Origin of the sequence: Bacillus sp. JJ1764 (assembly GCF_036962145.1) — a bacterium.
Classification (GTDB): Bacteria; Bacillota; Bacilli; order Bacillales; family Cytobacillaceae; genus Neobacillus.
The window spans coordinates 1-19090 of record NZ_JBALNY010000074.1; the positions used below are offsets into that span (position 1 = coordinate 1).

At 39.5% G+C, this 19090-nt stretch carries 18 protein-coding genes; 13 read left to right on the plus strand and 5 right to left on the minus strand.

The window, feature by feature from the left end; translation table 11 throughout:
- The first annotated feature begins 392 nt into the window (after positions 1-392).
- The 6 genes from V7083_RS12080 (at position 393) to V7083_RS12105 (ending at position 8800) form a co-directional block, all read left to right on the plus strand.
- On the plus strand, positions 393-2063 hold the full coding sequence (locus V7083_RS12080) for a glycoside hydrolase family 13 protein (RefSeq protein WP_335477998.1): 1671 nt from the start codon (positions 393-395) through the stop codon (positions 2061-2063).
- Between the two features lie 774 nt (positions 2064-2837).
- Positions 2838-4142 (plus strand): ABC transporter substrate-binding protein, encoded by a 1305-nt coding sequence (locus tag V7083_RS12085; RefSeq protein ID WP_335478000.1) that lies wholly within the window; start codon positions 2838-2840, stop codon positions 4140-4142.
- Positions 4143-4316: 174 nt separating this feature from the next.
- On the plus strand, positions 4317-5180 hold the full coding sequence (locus V7083_RS12090; protein ID WP_335478001.1) for a carbohydrate ABC transporter permease: 864 nt from the start codon (positions 4317-4319) through the stop codon (positions 5178-5180).
- Positions 5180-5992: a carbohydrate ABC transporter permease gene (locus V7083_RS12095; RefSeq protein ID WP_335478003.1), complete on the plus strand. Its 813-nt coding sequence runs from the start codon at positions 5180-5182 to the stop codon at positions 5990-5992. Before V7083_RS12090 ends, V7083_RS12095 begins: the two co-directional genes overlap by 1 nt.
- 49 nt (positions 5993-6041) lie before the next feature.
- Positions 6042-7064: a LacI family DNA-binding transcriptional regulator gene (locus V7083_RS12100; RefSeq protein WP_335478005.1), complete on the plus strand. Its 1023-nt coding sequence runs from the start codon at positions 6042-6044 to the stop codon at positions 7062-7064.
- A 68-nt stretch (positions 7065-7132) separates the two neighbouring features.
- Positions 7133-8800, plus strand: coding sequence for a glycoside hydrolase family 13 protein (locus tag V7083_RS12105; protein ID WP_335478007.1), 1668 nt, complete (start codon positions 7133-7135; stop codon positions 8798-8800).
- A 182-nt stretch (positions 8801-8982) separates the two neighbouring features.
- Here the strand turns inward: V7083_RS12105 and V7083_RS12110 are convergent, their stop codons facing one another.
- Complete coding sequence (locus V7083_RS12110; RefSeq protein ID WP_335478009.1) at positions 8983-9366, minus strand: hypothetical protein; 384 nt, start codon at positions 9364-9366, stop codon at positions 8983-8985.
- A 118-nt stretch (positions 9367-9484) separates the two neighbouring features.
- Positions 9485-10351, minus strand: a complete 867-nt coding sequence (gene liaG, locus V7083_RS12115; RefSeq protein ID WP_335478011.1) for a LiaG family protein — start codon at positions 10349-10351, stop codon at positions 9485-9487.
- A gap of 210 nt (positions 10352-10561) precedes the next feature.
- Here liaG and V7083_RS12120 point away from each other — a divergent pair, with 210 nt between their 5' ends.
- The 5 genes from V7083_RS12120 (at position 10562) to V7083_RS12140 (ending at position 14215) form a co-directional block, all read left to right on the plus strand.
- Positions 10562-11875 (plus strand): purine/pyrimidine permease, encoded by a 1314-nt coding sequence (locus V7083_RS12120; RefSeq protein ID WP_335478013.1) that lies wholly within the window; start codon positions 10562-10564, stop codon positions 11873-11875.
- 97 nt (positions 11876-11972) lie between these two features.
- A complete protein-coding gene (locus V7083_RS12125; RefSeq protein ID WP_335478015.1) occupies positions 11973-12428 on the plus strand; it encodes an SRPBCC family protein in 456 nt (151 codons plus the stop codon).
- Between the two features lie 13 nt (positions 12429-12441).
- Entirely contained in the window at positions 12442-13383 is a 942-nt protein-coding gene (locus V7083_RS12130; protein ID WP_335478017.1) for a dipeptidase, read from the plus strand.
- A gap of 68 nt (positions 13384-13451) precedes the next feature.
- Positions 13452-13682: a helix-turn-helix domain-containing protein gene (locus tag V7083_RS12135; protein ID WP_335478018.1), complete on the plus strand. Its 231-nt coding sequence runs from the start codon at positions 13452-13454 to the stop codon at positions 13680-13682.
- A 170-nt stretch (positions 13683-13852) separates the two neighbouring features.
- Positions 13853-14215 carry a DUF488 domain-containing protein gene (locus tag V7083_RS12140; RefSeq protein ID WP_335478020.1) on the plus strand — a complete coding sequence of 121 codons (363 nt, stop codon included), beginning with the start codon at positions 13853-13855 and terminating at the stop codon, positions 14213-14215.
- A gap of 67 nt (positions 14216-14282) precedes the next feature.
- On the opposite strand, the gene V7083_RS12145 is transcribed toward V7083_RS12140, so the two are convergent.
- On the minus strand, positions 14283-15104 hold the full coding sequence (locus V7083_RS12145) for a YitT family protein (RefSeq protein WP_335478022.1): 822 nt from the start codon (positions 15102-15104) through the stop codon (positions 14283-14285).
- Between the two features lie 148 nt (positions 15105-15252).
- Positions 15253-15900 carry a PAQR family membrane homeostasis protein TrhA gene (gene trhA / locus V7083_RS12150; RefSeq protein ID WP_335478024.1) on the minus strand — a complete coding sequence of 216 codons (648 nt, stop codon included), beginning with the start codon at positions 15898-15900 and terminating at the stop codon, positions 15253-15255.
- 129 nt (positions 15901-16029) lie between these two features.
- Here trhA and V7083_RS12155 point away from each other — a divergent pair, with 129 nt between their 5' ends.
- Together V7083_RS12155 and V7083_RS12160 are read left to right on the plus strand one after the other, a co-directional pair.
- A complete protein-coding gene (locus V7083_RS12155; RefSeq protein WP_335478026.1) occupies positions 16030-16620 on the plus strand; it encodes a DUF1836 domain-containing protein in 591 nt (196 codons plus the stop codon).
- Between the two features lie 40 nt (positions 16621-16660).
- The gene (locus tag V7083_RS12160) at positions 16661-17341 is read left to right on the plus strand and encodes an N-acetylmannosamine-6-phosphate 2-epimerase (protein ID WP_335478028.1); all 681 of its coding nucleotides are present in this window, start codon (positions 16661-16663) and stop codon (positions 17339-17341) included.
- 115 nt (positions 17342-17456) lie between these two features.
- Here the strand turns inward: V7083_RS12160 and V7083_RS12165 are convergent, their stop codons facing one another.
- Complete coding sequence (locus tag V7083_RS12165) at positions 17457-19007, minus strand: glycosyl hydrolase family 28-related protein (RefSeq protein ID WP_335478030.1); 1551 nt, start codon at positions 19005-19007, stop codon at positions 17457-17459.
- Positions 19008-19090: the final 83 nt, after the last annotated feature.

A 19090-nucleotide genomic window follows, 5' to 3' on the forward strand; every position in this document is an offset into this window, starting at 1 on the left:
AGTCACCCCCTCCTACTCTATTCTTAATATAGTAGGTTTTGACTTAGAGAATTGTCTAGCTCCAGTGCCCTAGCGGCTAGTGTCCTTCGCTCTCCGCCCTACGATAAGTCAACATCGAATCACCTCCTGCTCCTGCGCCAAAGCATAATCGATGAAGTGGCTGTTCAGCTCGTCGCAAAGCCGCAGGATGATCTCGAAGTAACTTGGCTCTTCGTGTTTCCTTTATCTCAGTTGGAGAGACTCCACAAGGAAGGCTCCGGCAGCATGGGCATCGCACGAAGGAAAAGCGTTAAGCTTTTTCGAGGAGGTCATACGCCGATGACTAGGGCACTTACACTTTTCTTTTTTTTCTGGTATAGTTTGGATGTTTAGATAAAGGAGGGGAAAGTTACGTGAAAAAAGATGATAAATGGTGGAAAAAAAGTGTTGTATATCAAATTTATCCACGCAGTTTTAATGATTCAAACGGAGATGGAGTTGGTGATATTTCAGGGATTATTGAAAAATTAGATTACCTGAAATTATTAGGTGTGGACGTAATTTGGCTCAGCCCTGTATATGATTCACCTAACGATGACAATGGTTATGATATCCGTCACTATCAAGAGATTATGAAGGAATTTGGTACCATGGAGGACTTTGACCAACTGCTTGCCGAACTCCACAAACGTGATATGAAGCTCGTGATGGATCTTGTAGTCAATCATACCTCTGATGAACATGAATGGTTTGTGCAGTCAAAACAATCAAAGGAAAACCCTTACCACGATTATTACATTTGGAGGGAAGGAAAGAACGGCAAGGAACCGAATAATTGGGGCTCTTTTTTCAGCGGCCCGGCATGGGATTACAATGAGGCAACCGATGAATATTATCTACATTTATTTTCAAAAAAACAGCCTGATCTTAATTGGGAAAATCCAAAGGTGCGCGAAGAAGTCTATCGGATGATGAAGTTCTGGCTCGATAAGGGTGTAGATGGTTTCAGAATGGATGTTATCAACTTGATTTCAAAAGAACCAGGTCTGCCTGAAGGTCCACAGCAGGATGGACAGTTATACGGAGACGGCACCTCGTACTGTATGAATGGTCCAAGGATTCATGAATTTTTACAGGAGATGAACCAGGAAGTTCTCGCCAAATATCCGGTGATGACAGTGGGAGAAATGCCGGGAACAACTCCTGCTGACGCTATTGCTTACACAAATCCAGAGCGTCACGAAGTGAATATGATTTTTACATTTGAGCATATGGATCTGGACAGTGCACCTGGCGGGAAATGGAATCTAAAGCCGTTAAACTTGGTCGATTTAAAGGATAACTTAACCAAATGGCAAACTGGGTTACATAATAAAGGCTGGAACAGTCTATATTGGAATAACCATGATCAGCCGCGGATTGTTTCTCGCTTTGGCAATGACCAAGAGTATCGCGTAGAGTCGGCAAAAATGCTGGCGACCTGTCTCCATTTCATGCAAGGAACCCCGTACATTTATCAAGGTGAAGAAATCGGTATGACAAATGTAAAATGGGAGTCCCTTGACGATTACCGGGATATTGAAACAATTAATATGTACCACGAGCGTAAAGAACTGGGCTATTCTCATGAGGAGATTATGACTTCGATTTATGCAAAAGGGAGGGATAATGCCAGAACTCCAATGCAATGGGACGATACAGAGCATGCAGGTTTTACAAACGGTACACCATGGATCAAAGTGAATCCACGTTATAACGAGATTAATGTTAAAAGTACCTTAGAGGACCCACAGTCGATTTTCTATTATTATCAGAAATTAATCTCACTTCGTAAGGAACTGGAAATTATAACGGAGGGCGACTTTCATTTATTGATGCGAGATCATCCTTCATTGTTTGCTTATGAGAGGAACTGGAAAGAGGAGAGCTTGATCGTCTTATGTAATTTTAGTGGGGAAGAAATAGTCTTGGATAACAGCAACTTATTGAGCAGAATTTCAGATTACAGAACTCTCATTGCGAACTATGAACAGCGGGAAATGAAAAAACTGCGCCCCTACGAAGCGATCGTTTTGAAAAAATAGGGCAGTTTGTCATTTTTATAAGATGAAGGACAAATGTATATAAGGAAATTTAGACATTTTTCTATCATTTCGATCTTGAGGGCCAAAGGGAAGGATACCTATTTGGGATTTGTCTTTCACAAGGGGAATGAAAGACAATACACATTAAGGGATCGTGTGAAATTGACTATCATCAGCGGTATGAAAGACAAAACGATAGAGGAAATTATTTAAATCGTCTTTCACAAGGGCTATGAAGGACAAAATGCATGAAAAGGATATGTTAATAGTCTTTCATCAAGAAAATGAAAGACAAATCACTATTAAATTCACTGCGACTGCCAATCGGACACTAAATGAAAGACACTTTCAAAACACAAAAAAGTGTCTTTCGTTTTGAAAAAACGTTTGCACAAAAAATATAAAAGTGATACTATGAAATTACCGATTAGTGCAACCGTTTTCACTAATTCGTATATAGCATATAGAAAGATAGGGGGGAATAGTAGAGATAACCGTTTAAAGGAATATTGCTATATTAATATGCAACAATTTTAGTACGGTTTTTCTGCTTTTTTGCGCAATCGATTTCACAACTTAATAGTTTGAGGGTTTTTTAAGCTTTTATTAATAGTTTCTAGTTGAAATCAAGGTATGTTCTATTGTGCAAACGATTTCCCAAATAGAAACAAATAGAATGTCTTTGACAAACCAATGCAAACTAAAAGCAACCATGAATTTATAGTTTGCGCATAGAAATGTAGCAAATGATCACTATTGATGTGGAGGTAAATCATGAACAAGAAAAAATTATTTTCCGGAATTGGAGCAGGTGTTCTTTCATTAAGTCTTCTTTTAACAGGCTGCGGCAATGCGGACAAAAGCGATTCAAAGGAAAGTTCAAAAGACAATGTAACTATTGATGTGTTCCAATTCAAAGTGGAATTTAAAAAGCAATTCCAAGATGTAGCCAAAAAATATGAGCAGGAGCATAAGGGAGTAAACATCAACATCACCACTGTTGGTGGCGGTGAAGATTACGGTGCAGCCTTAAGATCAAAATTTGCTTCCGGTAAAGAGCCTGCCATCTATAACATTGGTGGACCTCAGGACGTTCAAGATTGGCAGAAGAAATTAGCTGACCTTTCTGACACTGATGCAGCAAAAGCTGCTTTAAAAGGCACTCTTGATGGAGTTACAAAAGATGGAAAAGTACTTGGATTGCCTTACAACCAAGAAGGTTATGGATTTATCTATAATAAGAATGTATTTAAAAAGGCAGGAATTGATCCAGAATCAATTAAAACCTATGCAGACTTGGAAAAGGCTGTAAAAACGTTAGACTCTAAGAAAAGTGAACTTGGCTTAAAAGCAGTTTTTGCTTTACCAGCAAAAGAAACTTGGGTAACTGGATTACATTTATCCAACGCTTTCATTGCACCTGAATTTGATAACAACGTATTAAAAGCTTTCAACTCTAAAAAAGTTGACTTCAAATACGGTGATGCATTCAAAAAAGTCCTTGATATGCAAAACAAATATTCTGTTCAACCTACTGTAAGCCTTGATTACTCACAACAAGTTGAAGAATTATTCTCTACTCAAAAAGTAGCGATGATTCAACAAGGTAACTGGGTATATGGTTCAATCGCTGGTATCGATCAAGAGTTTGCAGACAACGGCATTGGAATTTTACCAATTCCAGTTGAAGGCTATAAAGAAGATGCGATCCCAGTTGGAATTCCAATGTATTGGGGCGTAAACAGCAACAAAGACAAGAAAACACAAACTGAAGCTAAGAAATTCATTGACTGGTTATACACATCTGATGAAGGTAAAAAAGCTGTAATCAATGACTTCAAGTTTATCCCTGCTTATGAAGGCTATGATGCATCACAAATCAAAGATCCACTATCTAAGCAAATATATCAATATGCACAAGATGGCAAGACAATCGGCTGGACATTCATGGGTTACCCAACAGGCTGGGGACAAGATGAGCTTGGTGTACAAATTCAAAAATATTTAAGCAATCAAACAAGCTGGAATGATCTTGTGAAAGAAGTACAAAAATCATGGGAAACGAAACGAAATAAATAAGTTCTCTTGAAAAAAATAATAATGGGTCCCCCTCAAATAGGAGGGCCCATTGTTATTCACTTTCCGCTTTTCTTATGAGAGACAAGGGCCTGGTTCATAAGGGGATGGTTCTTTATCAATCAGCCCCTTTTCTTTCCAAATTAAGTCTCACTTTACACTTGGAGGTTTTTATATATGTTACGCACAAAGGATTTATCCTACTGGTTATTTTTGGCTCCAGTGCTGCTGGCTTTATCTTTGGTTGTCATTTTACCTCTAGTTTTTGGGATCTACTATTCCTTTACCGATTGGAATGGAATCGATGTTGGAGGATTTGTTGGATTTGATAACTATATTGCAGTTTTTAAGGATCAGGAGTTTTTGGATTCATTATGGTTTACCGTTAAATTCTCCGTTGTTTCTATTATTTTAATCAATTTTATCGGTCTTTCTTTAGCACTTATTGTTACTTCAAAAATTAAGACAAATAAATTTTTAAGAACCATCTTTTTTATGCCAAACTTAATTGGTGGACTGATCCTGGGATTTATCTGGCAGTTTATTTTTATAAAAGTGTTTTCTAGTTTGGGCGAAATTCTAGGAATGGAAAGTCTACAAGGTTGGTTATCCACCACTCAAACAGGTTTTTGGGCACTGGTAATTTTGATGAGTTGGCAAATGTCCGGTTACATCATGGTCATTTACATTTCTTATCTAGAGGGTGTGCCTTTTGAATTGCTAGAAGCATCTGAAATTGATGGTGCAAATCCTTTTCAACGCTTCCGCTACATTATTTTCCCTTTGGTAGCACCAGCTTTCACTGTAAGTATGTTCCTTACCTTGTCAAATACCTTTAAGCTTTATGATCAAAACCTTTCTTTAACAGCAGGCGGTCCGTTTAATTCCACCCAAATGCTGGCGATGGAGATTTTTAAAACAGCCTATACGGATAACCTATTAGCTTTTGCACAAGCCAAGGCCGTGATTTTCTTCATTATCGTAGCAGTTATTTCCTTGACCCAAGTATACTACAATAAGAAAAAGGAGGTTGAAATGTAATGCGTAAAAATAAATGGACACTAGAAATTTTAGGCGTACTTTTAGGCCTGTTATGGCTATCTCCTTTTTACTTAATGATTGTAAATTCGTTCAAAACAAAAAGAGAAATTTTTTCAGATACATTAAAACTTCCAGAAACCTTTACATTTGATAACTACGTTGAAGCATTTACTGAGTTAGATTTCCTAAAAACGTTTTTAAATTCCGTTATTATTACGGTAGTCAGTGTATTAGTAATCGTTATTTTTTCTTCGATGGCAGCTTATGCCCTATCAAGAAACAAGGGTAAAGTTAGTACCGTCGTCTTCTTTATCTTTGTTGCTGCCATGCTGATCCCGTTTCAATCCGTTATGATCCCGCTTGTCACTATTTTTGGGAAGATGGAAATGCTGAACCGCCCAGGGATTATATTCATGTACTTAGGATTTGGAGCAAGCTTATCCATATTCTTATATCATGGAACCTTAAATGGAATTTCAAAATCGTTGGATGAAGCAGCGACGATTGATGGTGCCAACAAGTTTCAAATTTTCTGGTACATTATCTTTCCAATGTTAAAACCAATTACTGTAACAGTTGCCATTCTTAATACGATTTGGATTTGGAATGACTACTTATTACCATCACTTGTCATTAACCAAGAGGGCATGGAGACGATTCCATTAAAGATGTTCTTCTTCTTTGGAGAATATACAAAGCAATGGCACCTTGCATTAGCGGGACTTTCCATTGCTATCATACCGGTTATTATCGCGTACTTCTTTGCCCAGCGTGAAATTATTAAAGGGATTTCCGACGGTGCGGTTAAGTAAAGAGATCAATTATTTTTGAAAAAAATGCAATTTGTATTAGGAGGAAGTCATGGTGGTAACGATTAAAGACGTGGCGAAGGCAGCAAATGTATCACCTTCCACTGTTTCAAGGGTGATTGCCAATAATCCAAGAATCAGTGAACAAACAAAACGAAGAGTTAAAGAAGTGATGGAGGAATTAGGTTATTATCCAAATCTTCAGGCGAGGAGCCTTGCTGCCAAAAGTACACAAACCATTGGGGTTATCATGCCCAATTCTGCCTACCATGCCTTCCGAAATCCCTTTTTTCCGGAGGTTTTAAGGGGAATTAGTATGAACGCCAATGAAAGTAAATACGGAATCTACCTGTCTACCGGAGCAACGGAGGAAGAAATTCATGAAGAAGTGCTTTCGATGGTGATGGGAAGACGCGTTGATGGAATCGTTCTATTGTATTCCAGGATAAATGACCGCACGATGCAATTCCTTGAAGAGGCCGGATTTCCTTTCACGGTTGTTGGTCGACCAAGTGTAAATGAAGAACGGATCACATATGTTGATAATGATAATGTCGCGATTTCAAAACAAATTACTAACTATTTAATCAAACATGGTCATAAACGCATTGCTTATATTGGGATCAACTATGAGTTTGTCGTAACATTTGACCGTATTAATGGATATAAAGCCGCATTGAAAGAAGCGGGAATTCCTTTGAATGAGGAATATATCATTCATGAGAGCTATATTATTGAAAAAGGCAAAGACTCCATTCGTACGTTAATGGAGTTACAAACACCCCCAACAGCTTTGGTCACCCAGGATGATTTAATGGCTTATGAAATTATCAGTTATCTGGAAACACTTAATATAAAAGTACCAAATGATATTTCGGTAGTAGGATTTAATAATCTTTCCTTGTCTGAACACTCAAGACCACCATTGACATCAGTTGATATCGGTACTTTTCAGTTGGGGTATGAAGCAACCAAGTATTTAATTGAAAAAATAGAACAACCTGACTCTTTGCCAAAGCGGATCACCATTCCCACTAAATTAATTGAACGTAAATCAGTGGCAACTATTAATTAAACATTCACATGATGAAATGGGTAATGCTACCCGAACAAAAAAATGTATACAGTCAGAGAGGATTTCATATGGATAAACAATGGTGGAAAGAAGCAGTTGCCTATCAGATCTATCCCCGCAGCTTCATGGATTCAAACGGGGATGGAATAGGTGATATTCAAGGAATTATCTCAAAGCTAGATTACTTAAAAGATTTAGGAATTGATGTCATTTGGGTTAGTCCAATGTATCAATCACCAAATGATGATAATGGCTATGATATTAGCAACTACCAAGAAATTTTGGGTGAATTTGGAACGATGGCTGATTTTGATCAGCTGCTACAGGAAACACATAATCGAGGTATGAAGCTTATCTTAGATTTAGTCATAAATCATACGAGCGATGAACATCCATGGTTCATTGAATCCCGCTCATCAAAGGACAATCCAAAAAGGGATTGGTATATTTGGAGGGATGGCAAGGAGGGCAAAGAGCCGAATAACTGGGAAAGCATTTTCTCGGGACCAGCCTGGGAGTATGATGAAAAATCTAACCAATATTTCATGCATCTTTTTTCAAAAAAACAGCCCGATCTGAACTGGGAAAATCCAGAAGTACGGAATGCTTTGTATGACATGGTAAACTGGTGGCTTGATAAAGGGATTGATGGTTTCAGGGTGGATGCGATCAGCCATATCAAAAAAGAACCCGGTCTTAAAGATATGCCAAATCCAACTGGCCTTAAATATGTTCCATGCTTTGGAAAAATGATGAATGTTGAAGGGATCCATACCTTTTTAAAGGAATTAAAAGAAGAGACCTTCGCAAAATATGACATCATGACCGTTGGTGAAGCAAACGGGGTAACCGCTGATGATGTCAAAGATGTAGAGCTTTGGGTTGGCGAAAATCAAGGGAAATTTAATATGATTTTTCAATTTGAGCATCTTGAACTTTGGGATGCCGAGGTCAAAAAAGAGCTTGATATCGTTGAATTTAAAGAAGTACTTTCACGTTGGCAAAAAGGACTTGAAGGCAAGGGCTGGAATGCGTTATTTATTGAAAACCATGATAAAGCACGTGTGGTTTCTACCTGGGGAAATGACCAAGAGTACTTGAGAGAAAGTGCCACAGCGTTTGCGGCTGTTTATTTCCTTATGCAGGGGACACCCTTTATTTATCAAGGCCAAGAAATCGGCATGACTAATGTTCAGTTTGATTCGATTGATGATTATGATGATGTATCGGCGAAAAATATGTATCGCTTGAAGCGTGAAGAAGGAATTCCGCATGAGAACATAATGGAAGTGATCTGGGCTTCTGGGCGCGATAATTCACGGACACCGATGCAGTGGTCCGATGCAGAGAACGGTGGATTTTCATCAGGGAATCCATGGTTAAAAGTCAATCCGAATTACAAGAAGATTAATGTGGCAGCGCAACAGCAAGATGCTCAATCTGTCTTACATTTTTATAAAAAATTGATTCGCTTAAAGAAGGCGAATGAAGTATTTACGTACGGTACTTATGACTTGATATTAAAGGATGATCTGCAAATTTTTGCTTACACCCGGACATTAGGCGATGAAAAAATCATCGTCATGGCCAACTTATCGGTTGCATCTGCAACTGTCACTGGAGTAAAGGTTGACTACGATCAACTGTTATTAAATAACTATGAGGTTCCAAAGCATCAGCCACAAACAGAAATAATGCTAAAACCTTATGAGACAAGAGTGTATCGATTGAACTAAGAAGAGACGATTCGGGAGGAGAACCGAATCGTCTTTTTCCTATCATGAATCTGAGAGAATCCTTCATGAGTTTTCTCACCCATTTGAGATACCATTACCTGTTAACCAAATGAGGGCGATTACTTAAAAGGATAAGATATATTAAGGCGGATTCATTTATAAAGTCCACTTTTTTGCAGGAGTCATTGTCCCCATTTCAAATTAATAGTTAAGGTGCAACAATTGCCGAAGGTAGTTTGGCTGCCTTTTGCGGTCAGTATAAGTTCTACCCCTGATGGAGTGAATTTGGTTGTAACCGGGACCTTAAGGCCGGTGGATTGAATCAGTTGATCCACCTCAGCCTTTTTCCCTTGCTGTGCAAACGTCATGATTTTGTGAGCAAAACTAACATTGCTTAATCGGTCTAACAATAAACTTCCTTGTTCCATTAACAAACGAAAGGATTTTATAGAGCTTTCAAATATTTTAGTATCCACAGGTGGATACGTACGAGGGAATTGGACATTGATCATATACCCCGGTTGAGCAGTTAACACGGGATGCATTAGGTAGTAAGGGAAGTACATAGAAACGCTCCTTTCATGATCAAAACACAAGGCATTATACGGTATGTTTGCGGGAGGGGTTTGGAAACTTGGTTTTCTTAGCAAAAAAAATGCCTGGATTATTCATCCAAGCGCTTCGTTAAAATATATGGATATTACCGCTTGAAACATCAAGCTGAATCAGGTGTTTGCCTGAACCATGTCTTCCGTTTATGCTACCTTTGTTAATTTCTTTGGATTTCAGCGGGAAGTTGCAGGAAATATTGCCGCTGCTTACATCACCCTTCATGGTGAAATCAGCACTTTTTGGTAAATCAAGTTTGATATTTCCGGAGCTGAGATCTAATTGGATAGAATCGGTTAATTGATCCATTTGAATATCAAGCTCACCGGAGGCGACATCAGCCTTTATCGCTCCTACATAGTGTTGGATATCAACATTGCCTGAGCCTAAGTCAAAGGAACTTCTTTCGGCTTTTAGAGAATTAACATTTACATTTCCTGAGGCCCCATCATGTTCAAATTGTTTTACTTCCAAGTTTTTTAATTTCATATTTCCAGAGCCGATATCAATGGATAATTCATTTAATTTCATGGGATTTGTTCTGGACTCTCCTGAAAAGTTAACATTTCCAGAACCTAAATCAATTTTCATGTTCTGATCATAATTTTCCGGAATATAAATGATTAGCTTGTTCTTTTCAGAGAATGACAGCCAATTAAACCAGTGAAACCATTTGCCTTTTACAGAAACTTTAATGGCATCACCGTTTTCTTTTACAGACAGCTTTTGCTTGCCATTGTAGACAGCCTTCAGATTAGGCCGATCTTCCGGGATAATCGTGGTACTGACATTGGCGACGTCTACACTAATCACTTCCGTTTGCTTGGTAATTGCGGCTGTACCATCTGTTTTAGATGCTTGCATCACAGGAAAGTGAAACGATCGATTAAAGACTAAATATAACCCGACAATTACTATTAGTAAAAAGAAAATTCTTTTCATTTTTATTCATCCCCTTTATCCTTACTGCTTCTATAAATAGAATACAATTTCCTTTATTGAATGGCGATGCACTAGGGAATTATTTTTAACTAAGACTAGAGGAGTATTTATGATACTTCGATTGACGAAGTAAATTCTATACCTTTAACAGGAATTTTGTTATTCTTTAATAATGGAGAAATCGATATAGATAAAAGTGAGGTTTCAATAATGAGCGATTTAAAGAAAAAGGGGAACGGATTACTCTCTGGAGTACAAGGTATACAATGGGCTGTTTTTATGCTGACAAACATTGTGGCTGTCCCAGTGGTTGTTGGGGCTGCTTTTCATATGTCTCCTGCAGAAATATCATCCTTTATGCAGCGCATGCTATTTGTGGGAGGAGCGGCCACACTAATTCAACTATTCTTCGGTCATCGGCTCCAAGTTATCGAAGGGGCTGCCGGCATGTGGTGGGCCATTTTTATTTTACTAGGTACAACAAGTGCTGCGGCTGAACAAGGCCATTTGTTAAAGCAACTGGAACTGGGTTTGATTGTTTCAGGGGGATTCATGGCAGTTCTAAGCTTTTTGCCTATTATTGAAAAAGTGAGGAATTTGTTTACGCCAATTGTCACAGGTGTTTATTTAATTTTACTCGTCAGCCAGCTTAGCGGATCGTTTTTTAAAAGTATGCTTGGCATAGTTGAAACTGGGCATTTTGACGCGACTATTGCGTTTATTTGTTTGCTGGAAATTATCCTGATATTAACTATTTCTCTGAAGGCAACAGGAATTTTAAAAAGCTTGGGACCACTGATTGGGATCGTGGCCGGCTGGCTGCTGTTTCGTTGGTTGGGACCGGTTCATACAGGCAAAGCCTATGAACCTAGCAGTTGGTTTGCTGTTCCAGAGCTATTCAGCTGGGGGATGCCGGAGTTCGATGCTGGAATTGTCTTAACTTCGATCATTACCTCGATTGTGCTGCTCTCGAATGTGATTGCAAGTATTTTAGTGGTGGGGCTCTCGCTTCAAAAAGAAATTAAACCGGTTCAGTACCAAAAAGGGATATTTGGAAATGGAGTAAACTTGATTTTATCCGGGCTGTTTTCTGTAGTTGGTGTGGTTCCGTTGTCGGTAGCTGCGGGCTTTATCACGACCACAGGGATTAAAGCAAAGCGGCCGATGATCATCGGTGCCGTTATCATTTTGGTTACGGGATTTTTACCATATATCGGAGGATTTTTATCCACATTGCCGTTAGAGGTAGCTTATGCTTCACTGTTTATTCCATTTTCACAAATGCTAGGATTCGGGATTCGTGACTTAATGGGCCAGGAGCCGTCGGCTAGGAATTTACTTGTCATTGGAATTTCGCTTATGACGGGAATTGGAATCATGTTTTTACCCCCTGAAAGCTATGAAACTGTGGCGCCATGGCTAAGAAACATCGTTTCCAACGGGTTAATTATGGGCTTGGTTTTATGTTTATTTTTAGAACATGCTATTTTTAGAGTTAAGAAAACGGAAGAAGCCAAAAATTAAATTATTAGGTTCCCCTTGCCTAGATGGCGAGGGGGTTTTTGGTTTGGTTGGTTTCATTTTGTTATAATGGAGAAAAAAGTGGGAACGAGTGAAGATCATGGAAAAACTATTTGTTGATCAATCGGTAGAAATTAATGCCCCGGCGTCCAAAGTTTGGGATGCCATTACAAAGCGCGAAAGTACTGACAGATGGGCTCTGGAATTTTCAAGCGGAGGACCTGAGTTTCATATTGAATCTGATTGGCAATTAGGGAGCCCGGTTTATTGGAAGGGGCAGGATGGGACGGTAATAGTGGAGGGGAATGTAATAGCCCTTGAACCCGGCCAGCTCTTACGGTTCATGGTCTTTGATGTACGAATGAAGGTAAGACCAAAGGTTACCGATGAGGATGGAATTACCTTCAAATTGACAGAGGTACCTGGAAAAACAATTCTCCGGATTTTGCAGGGGGATTTTTCAGCGATGGAGAACGGGAAGTTTTATTGTGATGCCAGTGCGGAAATTTGGGATCGGGTACTTCCTAAAATAAAAGCGTATGCTGAAAATAACTAAGGGAGTAGAGAGCATGAATATCATTGACTTACATTGTGATGCCTTGATGAAGCTAGCGGATGCAAAGGGGGCCCTAAGTTTTTCGAATGCTCCGGAGCTGGAGACGAATAAGGCATGTCTGCAGCAAGGGAACGTTAAGACTCAGTGCTTTGCTATTTTTCTGGAACCGGACATTCCTTCCGACCAAAAGTTTCAAGCGGCATTGGAGCAGGTTCATTATTTTTACCAAGAGGTATTGGGGAAAAATCCTGACATGGTCCATATCAAAGAGTGGGCTGATTTTGATGCGTTAAAAATTGGCCAAATCGGTGCGATGTTGACGCTTGAGGGCGTTGATGCGATCGGCAATGATTTGATGAAGCTGGAGACCCTTTACCGCTTGGGTGTTCGATCTGTTGGTCTGACATGGAATAATGCGAATTTGGCGGCAGATGGGGCAGGAGAGCCGCGCGGTGCAGGACTCACCTTGTTTGGCAAGGAGATTGTCCAGTTAAATAATAGGAATCAGGTTCTGACTGATGTATCTCATCTATGTGAAAAAGCCTTTTGGGATGTAATGGAGATTGCGGAATTTCCGATTGCCAGCCATTCCAATGCCAAGGCGCTTTGCAATCATCCACGTAACTTAACCGACGAGCAGGCGAAGGCGATGTTTGATAAAGGCGGGCTGATTCATGTAGTCTATAATCCGCCGTTTATCAACGAGTCTGGCGAGGCGAAGATTCATGATTTGATTAAGCATATTGACCATTTTTGCTCCTTAGGCGGGGTGAAGCAAATCGGACTGGGTTCTGATTTTGATGGCATATCTCAATTTGTTATGGGGCTGGAGAACGCGGGAAAAAGTCAAACACTTATTAAAGAACTATTAAAATATTACTCTGAAGAGGAAGTAAGGGGCTTTGCCTCACAGAACTTTTTAGATCATCGGCCAGGGCTTCAAAGGAAGGGCTAGCACAATAGCCTTCATTGCCCGATTGTTGACTTACTGTAATAAATAGAAAACAGAAAGAAGGACGTACAATGTACCTGACCATTCAAGAAGCAGCAGAATACCTATCTGTTCCGGAACAAACCGTCAAAACACTCATCCAACAAAACAAAATCCGCGCACTGTTTGACGGAGACCAGTATCTGATCAACAAAGAACAATTCAACACCCACCTGCGCCAACTCGACAAATACAAACAACTCGTCGAAGAAATCCTGAGCGAACCTATCCCCGAAGACCCCGACATCAAAGACGAGGACTAATGGCGATGCAGTGGTGCCGTGTTGCCAAGGTGGTGCCTGTCACCCTTCGTGTACAAATGCCCATGTCAGGTGGACAAATTGAATATTAGTAAAGTGTCCATCCCAGGTGGACAAAATAGGTGGTTTTGTGTTTTTGTGGTGCCTGTCACCATGGATTGTGAGGTGAGTTTATGTTGATACTGAAAAGGGTTTATGAGCCGTTTGATGAGTTAGATGGAAGCCGGATTTTGGTTGATCGGTTGTGGCCGCGGGGGATTTCGAAGGAGAATGCGCGGTTGTCGCATTGGTATAAGGAGATTGCGCCGAGCAGCGAGCTTCGGAAGTGGTTCTGTCATAAGCCAGAGCTTTTCGAGGCGTTTCGTGAGAGGTATTTGGAGGAGCTTCGTACGGATGTGCAGAAGGTTCAGTTGATTCAGCAATTACGTGAGATGGCTAAAAGGGGAACGGTTACGCTGCTTTATGGGGCAAAGGATGCTGTTTATAACCATGCGGTGGTTTTGTATGAAGAATTGAAGAGGATAACTGAAGAGTAAGCCCCTAATAAAAAAGAAGCTTAGCGCACTTTAACCACCGTTGCCTAAGCTTCTTTTTGTTAATTTGCTAGTCTCTACGAAAACGTCCCATTACCTCTAATGTTTGTGTAATGTTAACAAAGGCTTTGGGATCCATATTTTTTATCGTGTGTTTAGTTTCGTTCAATTCGAATTTTGTAATCACCGTCGTTAATACCTTCTTGGGTTTATGGGTATAAGCCCCTTCAGCATCCGTGATGGTAACTCCTCGAGAATGAAGTTTGATTAATGCATCACTTAATTCACTGTATTTTTCTGTCACAATGGTTAAGGTTAATTTATTTTGTGTTGTGTAGACCATATCAACGGCACGCCCTGCTACATAGATGGCAATAATGGTATATAAAGTGATATTCCAGCCAAAAATTAAACCAGAAATGCCCACCACTAAAAAGTTCATACACATATTTAAAAAGCCAACCTGCAAATTTCTCTTTTTAGCCATAATCAGGCTTACGATATCAGTGCCCCCAGTTGACCCGCCATAACGGATTAAAATCCCAACAGCAATTCCATATAGCGCTCCTCCAATAATGGATGAAAGTAAAATATCCGAACTTATTGCATGGATGGGAATAAATTTCATACTAAAAGATAAAACCATTACAGCATAGATGGTAAGAAGAACAAATTTCTTTCCCAAATATTTAAGCCCGCAAATAAATAATGGAATATTGATTAGTAAAACGATCCAACCGGTATTGATATGGGTAAAATGGTGAATTAAAAAGGCTATGCCCGTAACACCGCCCGATGTCAACTGATGTGGGATAAGAAATGTATTAAAAGCAAAACCGAATAACATAGAACAAAAACCAATGATGCCAATCTGTAAAATTAACCGCAGCAAGAAAAACACCTCTATCATTTTTTTCAACCTTTTTATTAAAACTCTCCTTTTAGTTTGAGTCAATATGTAAAAAGTTAATGATAGCAAATTGTCAAATTTTAAATAAAAAAACGCCCCATAAGTTGAGGCGCTTCATTAAGACAAAGGTCTATATAACATACAAAAATACACTAAAAAAATGAGCCAGGCTGCCAAGCAAGATAAAGATATGGAAGATCTCATGAAAACCTAAATGCTTAAATTCCAAGAACTTTGGCTTTGCCCCGTAAATTACCCCGCCAATGGTATAGAAGACCCCGCCTAACACTAATAAAAACAAACCAACAGGATTCATACTGCCTGAAAGCGGTGAGAAGACAAACACAATCATCCAGCCCATCGCGATATAGAGTGCGGTTGATATCCAGCGCGGACATTGAAACCAAACCATCTTAAATACAACCCCGCTAATCGCCACTCCAGCAATAATCGAAAACAGAATAGCACCCGTTTTTCCACTTAAACTAATAAAGCAGAAAGGGGTATAGGTGCCGGCAATCAATACAAAGATCATCGAGTGGTCGAGCCGTCGTAAAAAAGCAATGACCCTATCACGTGCAATAACCATATGGTAGGTGGCTGAGGCAGAATATAATAGAATCATACTAATTCCAAAAATAATCACGGCTGTGATTGCCATTGGTGTAGGTGTTGTGATAGCAGCTTTGATAACCATTGCCAGCAGTCCAACAAAAGACAAAATTGCTCCTGCTAAATGTGTTAAACCATTGATAGGTTCCCGAATATAACTATTCATAAAATTTGCCTCCTGACACACTATGTAGTTTTAATAACTACATATAATAATACATGTATTTCCTTATCTAGTCAATTGCTAAGTCTTTCTGTATAATAAAAATATCATGGAATTGAACGGAGTTTATTTATGGAAGATATCAAAAGAATCTTGAATGAGCTGGACTTGGAAGCCAATCTAACATTGGAGGATATGCCAAATATAGATTTATATATGGACCAAATCATTCAGTTATTTGAAAACAAGTTTTCTGGATCGAAACGGAACGAGGATGAAAAGGTCTTTACGAAAACGATGATTAATAACTATGCGAAGGGGAAATTACTTTTCCCAATTAAAAATAAAAAATATTCAAAGGAGCATCTGATCCTTATTAGTTTGATTTACCAGTTAAAGGGAGCTTTATCAATCAATGATATTAAAACAACTCTTGACGGGATAAATAAATGGGTCATCCATGACGAACTGGAATTAGATCCTTTTTATAATAGTTATTTGAATTTGACCCAAAAAAATGTAAAGAAATTTAATGAGGATCTCCCTCAACGAGTTCAAGAGGTAGAGGCAGAAATTTCTACCGGGATTGAAGGCAAATCACCCTATCTTGAGCAGGTCCTGATGATTTCCTCCCTTGTTCACATGAGTAATCTTTATCGAAAAGTTGCGGAAAAATTAGTAGACAGTATCGTGACCGAAAAAGAAACAAAGCGCCAAAAATAATGTAAGAGTTATAAATTATACAGCAAGGGAATGATTCTACATGACGGATATTTTTGAAAAAATCAAAGGGAAACTAATAGTGTCATGTCAGGCACTTCCTGAAGAGCCGTTGCACAGTCCTTTTATTATGGGGAGAATGGCCTTTGCGGCAATGCTTGGAGGAGCAGGCGGCATCCGTACGAATAGTGTAGAAGATATTCGGGAAATAAAGAAGATGGTTAAATTACCAATTATAGGTATAATCAAGCGAGAATATGATGGTTCTGATGTGTATATAACACCTACTCTCGTGGAAATTAATGACCTATATCTGGAGGGTGTTGATTTAATTGCTTTGGATGCAACCAAACGGGTCAGACCTGATGGAAGAACGATTGATGAGGTATTTCCAATGATAAGGGAGAAATATCGGGATCAAATTTTTATGGCAGATTGTTCAACCTATGAAGAAGCCATCAATGCCCATAACCTAGGTTTTGATTGTGTAGGCACTACTTTAAGTGGCTATACCGAATATACCAAAGGCAAGAGTCAGCCCGATTTTGAGATGATATCAAAATTAACAAAGGAAATGGAAATTCCGGTTATTGCCGAAGGAGGTATATGGTGTCCCGAGGACCTAAAAAGGGTGTTTGATCTCGGCGCTTATACTGCTGTTGTAGGCTCAGCAATTACTAGACCAATGGAGATTACAAGGAAATTCCTAAATGCCATTCAATAAAACTATAATTAAGGATAGGACATATGCCCATTCATACTACGTCCATTTCCTATCTCTATTAAGGGAGAGCAACCGAAAACGGAATGCTCTCCTTTAGTTTGCTACATGTTTTGAACTATTTTGCGTGTTCCTCTTGTGAGCATTGTATATGAATCCTTTCATTTCCCTTCCCTATATCAATCATCTTTTGCAGGGATTGGTCAGATTTTATATTTATTATTTGGATTGATTCTGCCTTATTCTCCCCGCCAAATACCTTAATGCCAACACTTGCTCTATGGAAATTCGAAATCGAAACATTACTCAAAACGACATCTCTCGCCCGATATTGGATGGCAGCTATTGGATTGCCTTTGAAGTCATAATGAGAATCACCAATCATGCTCAAATGGTTTATTACAACGTTTTTGTAGGCGGAAACGACCAAACTGCGGGGCGTGGATTCCTGATAAAGATCTGTAAAAACAGGAGCAAACGATACCAGATTCATCGCCATAATGTTAAAGGCCGATTTTGATTCCGGGTCCGTTCTTTTATGGTGACCGATGTGGCGAAAGTTAAAGGAACGGTTATCATTCACAGAAATATGCCCAATAATTATCACATTGGAGGCGGCGGAGGAATTTTCATGGGCCTTTATTTCAACCCCGCCAAAGCACTTAGCAGACGAATTATTAACAAGCATAACGTTTCTAGAACCATCATCGATTTCTATCCCGTTGGAGTTAGAAAAGCCTTTTCGGTGGGCTCGACCGCTAGGGTCACACATGTGAGAATTGGTAATGAAGATGTAATCACTATGGTGAGTGGTAATGCCATCATCGCCAAAACCATATCCCGTTAACTGATCGAACCAGACATATTTACTGCTGCCCCGGGCTCGAAAGCCATCACCTGCATAATTGTACTGCGTCGATGAAATATCAAAGCAGTGCAGCCCCGGATTAATTGCTTCAACGTCCTTAACCCAGCCATACGTTACATTAGCAAAGGTTAAGCAGCTCGAATGGTTTCCAAAAGTGCTGGTTTTTTTTACGTTTCCAAGCCGCTCAACATTCCAATCCAAACTAAGACTATGAATGAAGATATGGTGATTACCCTTCCAATGGTGGGCATTGGTGACTAATCTTTGGGATTTTGCTGCATCCTCATGCAGTTTAATCGTAGTAAGGCCTTTACCAGCTCCAGAAAGAATGGACCAAGAAGGCATTTGAATCCCTTTTGTCACAAAGACCCCTTCAGGAACCAAAACTTTCACTCTGCCATTGCCAAGTGCTTTTTTAAAAGCCCCTGTACAATCGGTTCTTCCGTCACCCACAGCCCCATAGTCCGTCACATGGACCTCAGGCAAGCAAATTTCTGTTAGCCGAATGAATTCCTGATCGAGCACGACCTTCCAATCGGGGCAGGGATTTCCCGCTGTATCAAAAACAATCCGTGTCGGTTTTAACACATGTGAATGTTTCGAAAATAGGCGAAATACACTTTCCGTGATTGTATGGGGAGTCGATTTTCCCTTACCATTTGGAGGAGATCTTTTACAGTATTTTTGAAAAAGCTCTTCCGTTTCTTCGATTATCTCGCTGATATTCAGACATTCTCCCCTAATTGTGTTCACAAGCTCGGCATTTTTTCGAGGGTCATGGTTCTTGTCCAGTTTGATCATTCGATTCACCCCAAGAAATTCCTATTAGATGTATTATATCCTGAAATGCCCTTGAGAAAGAAAATTATAGGTTGTTTTTTTGG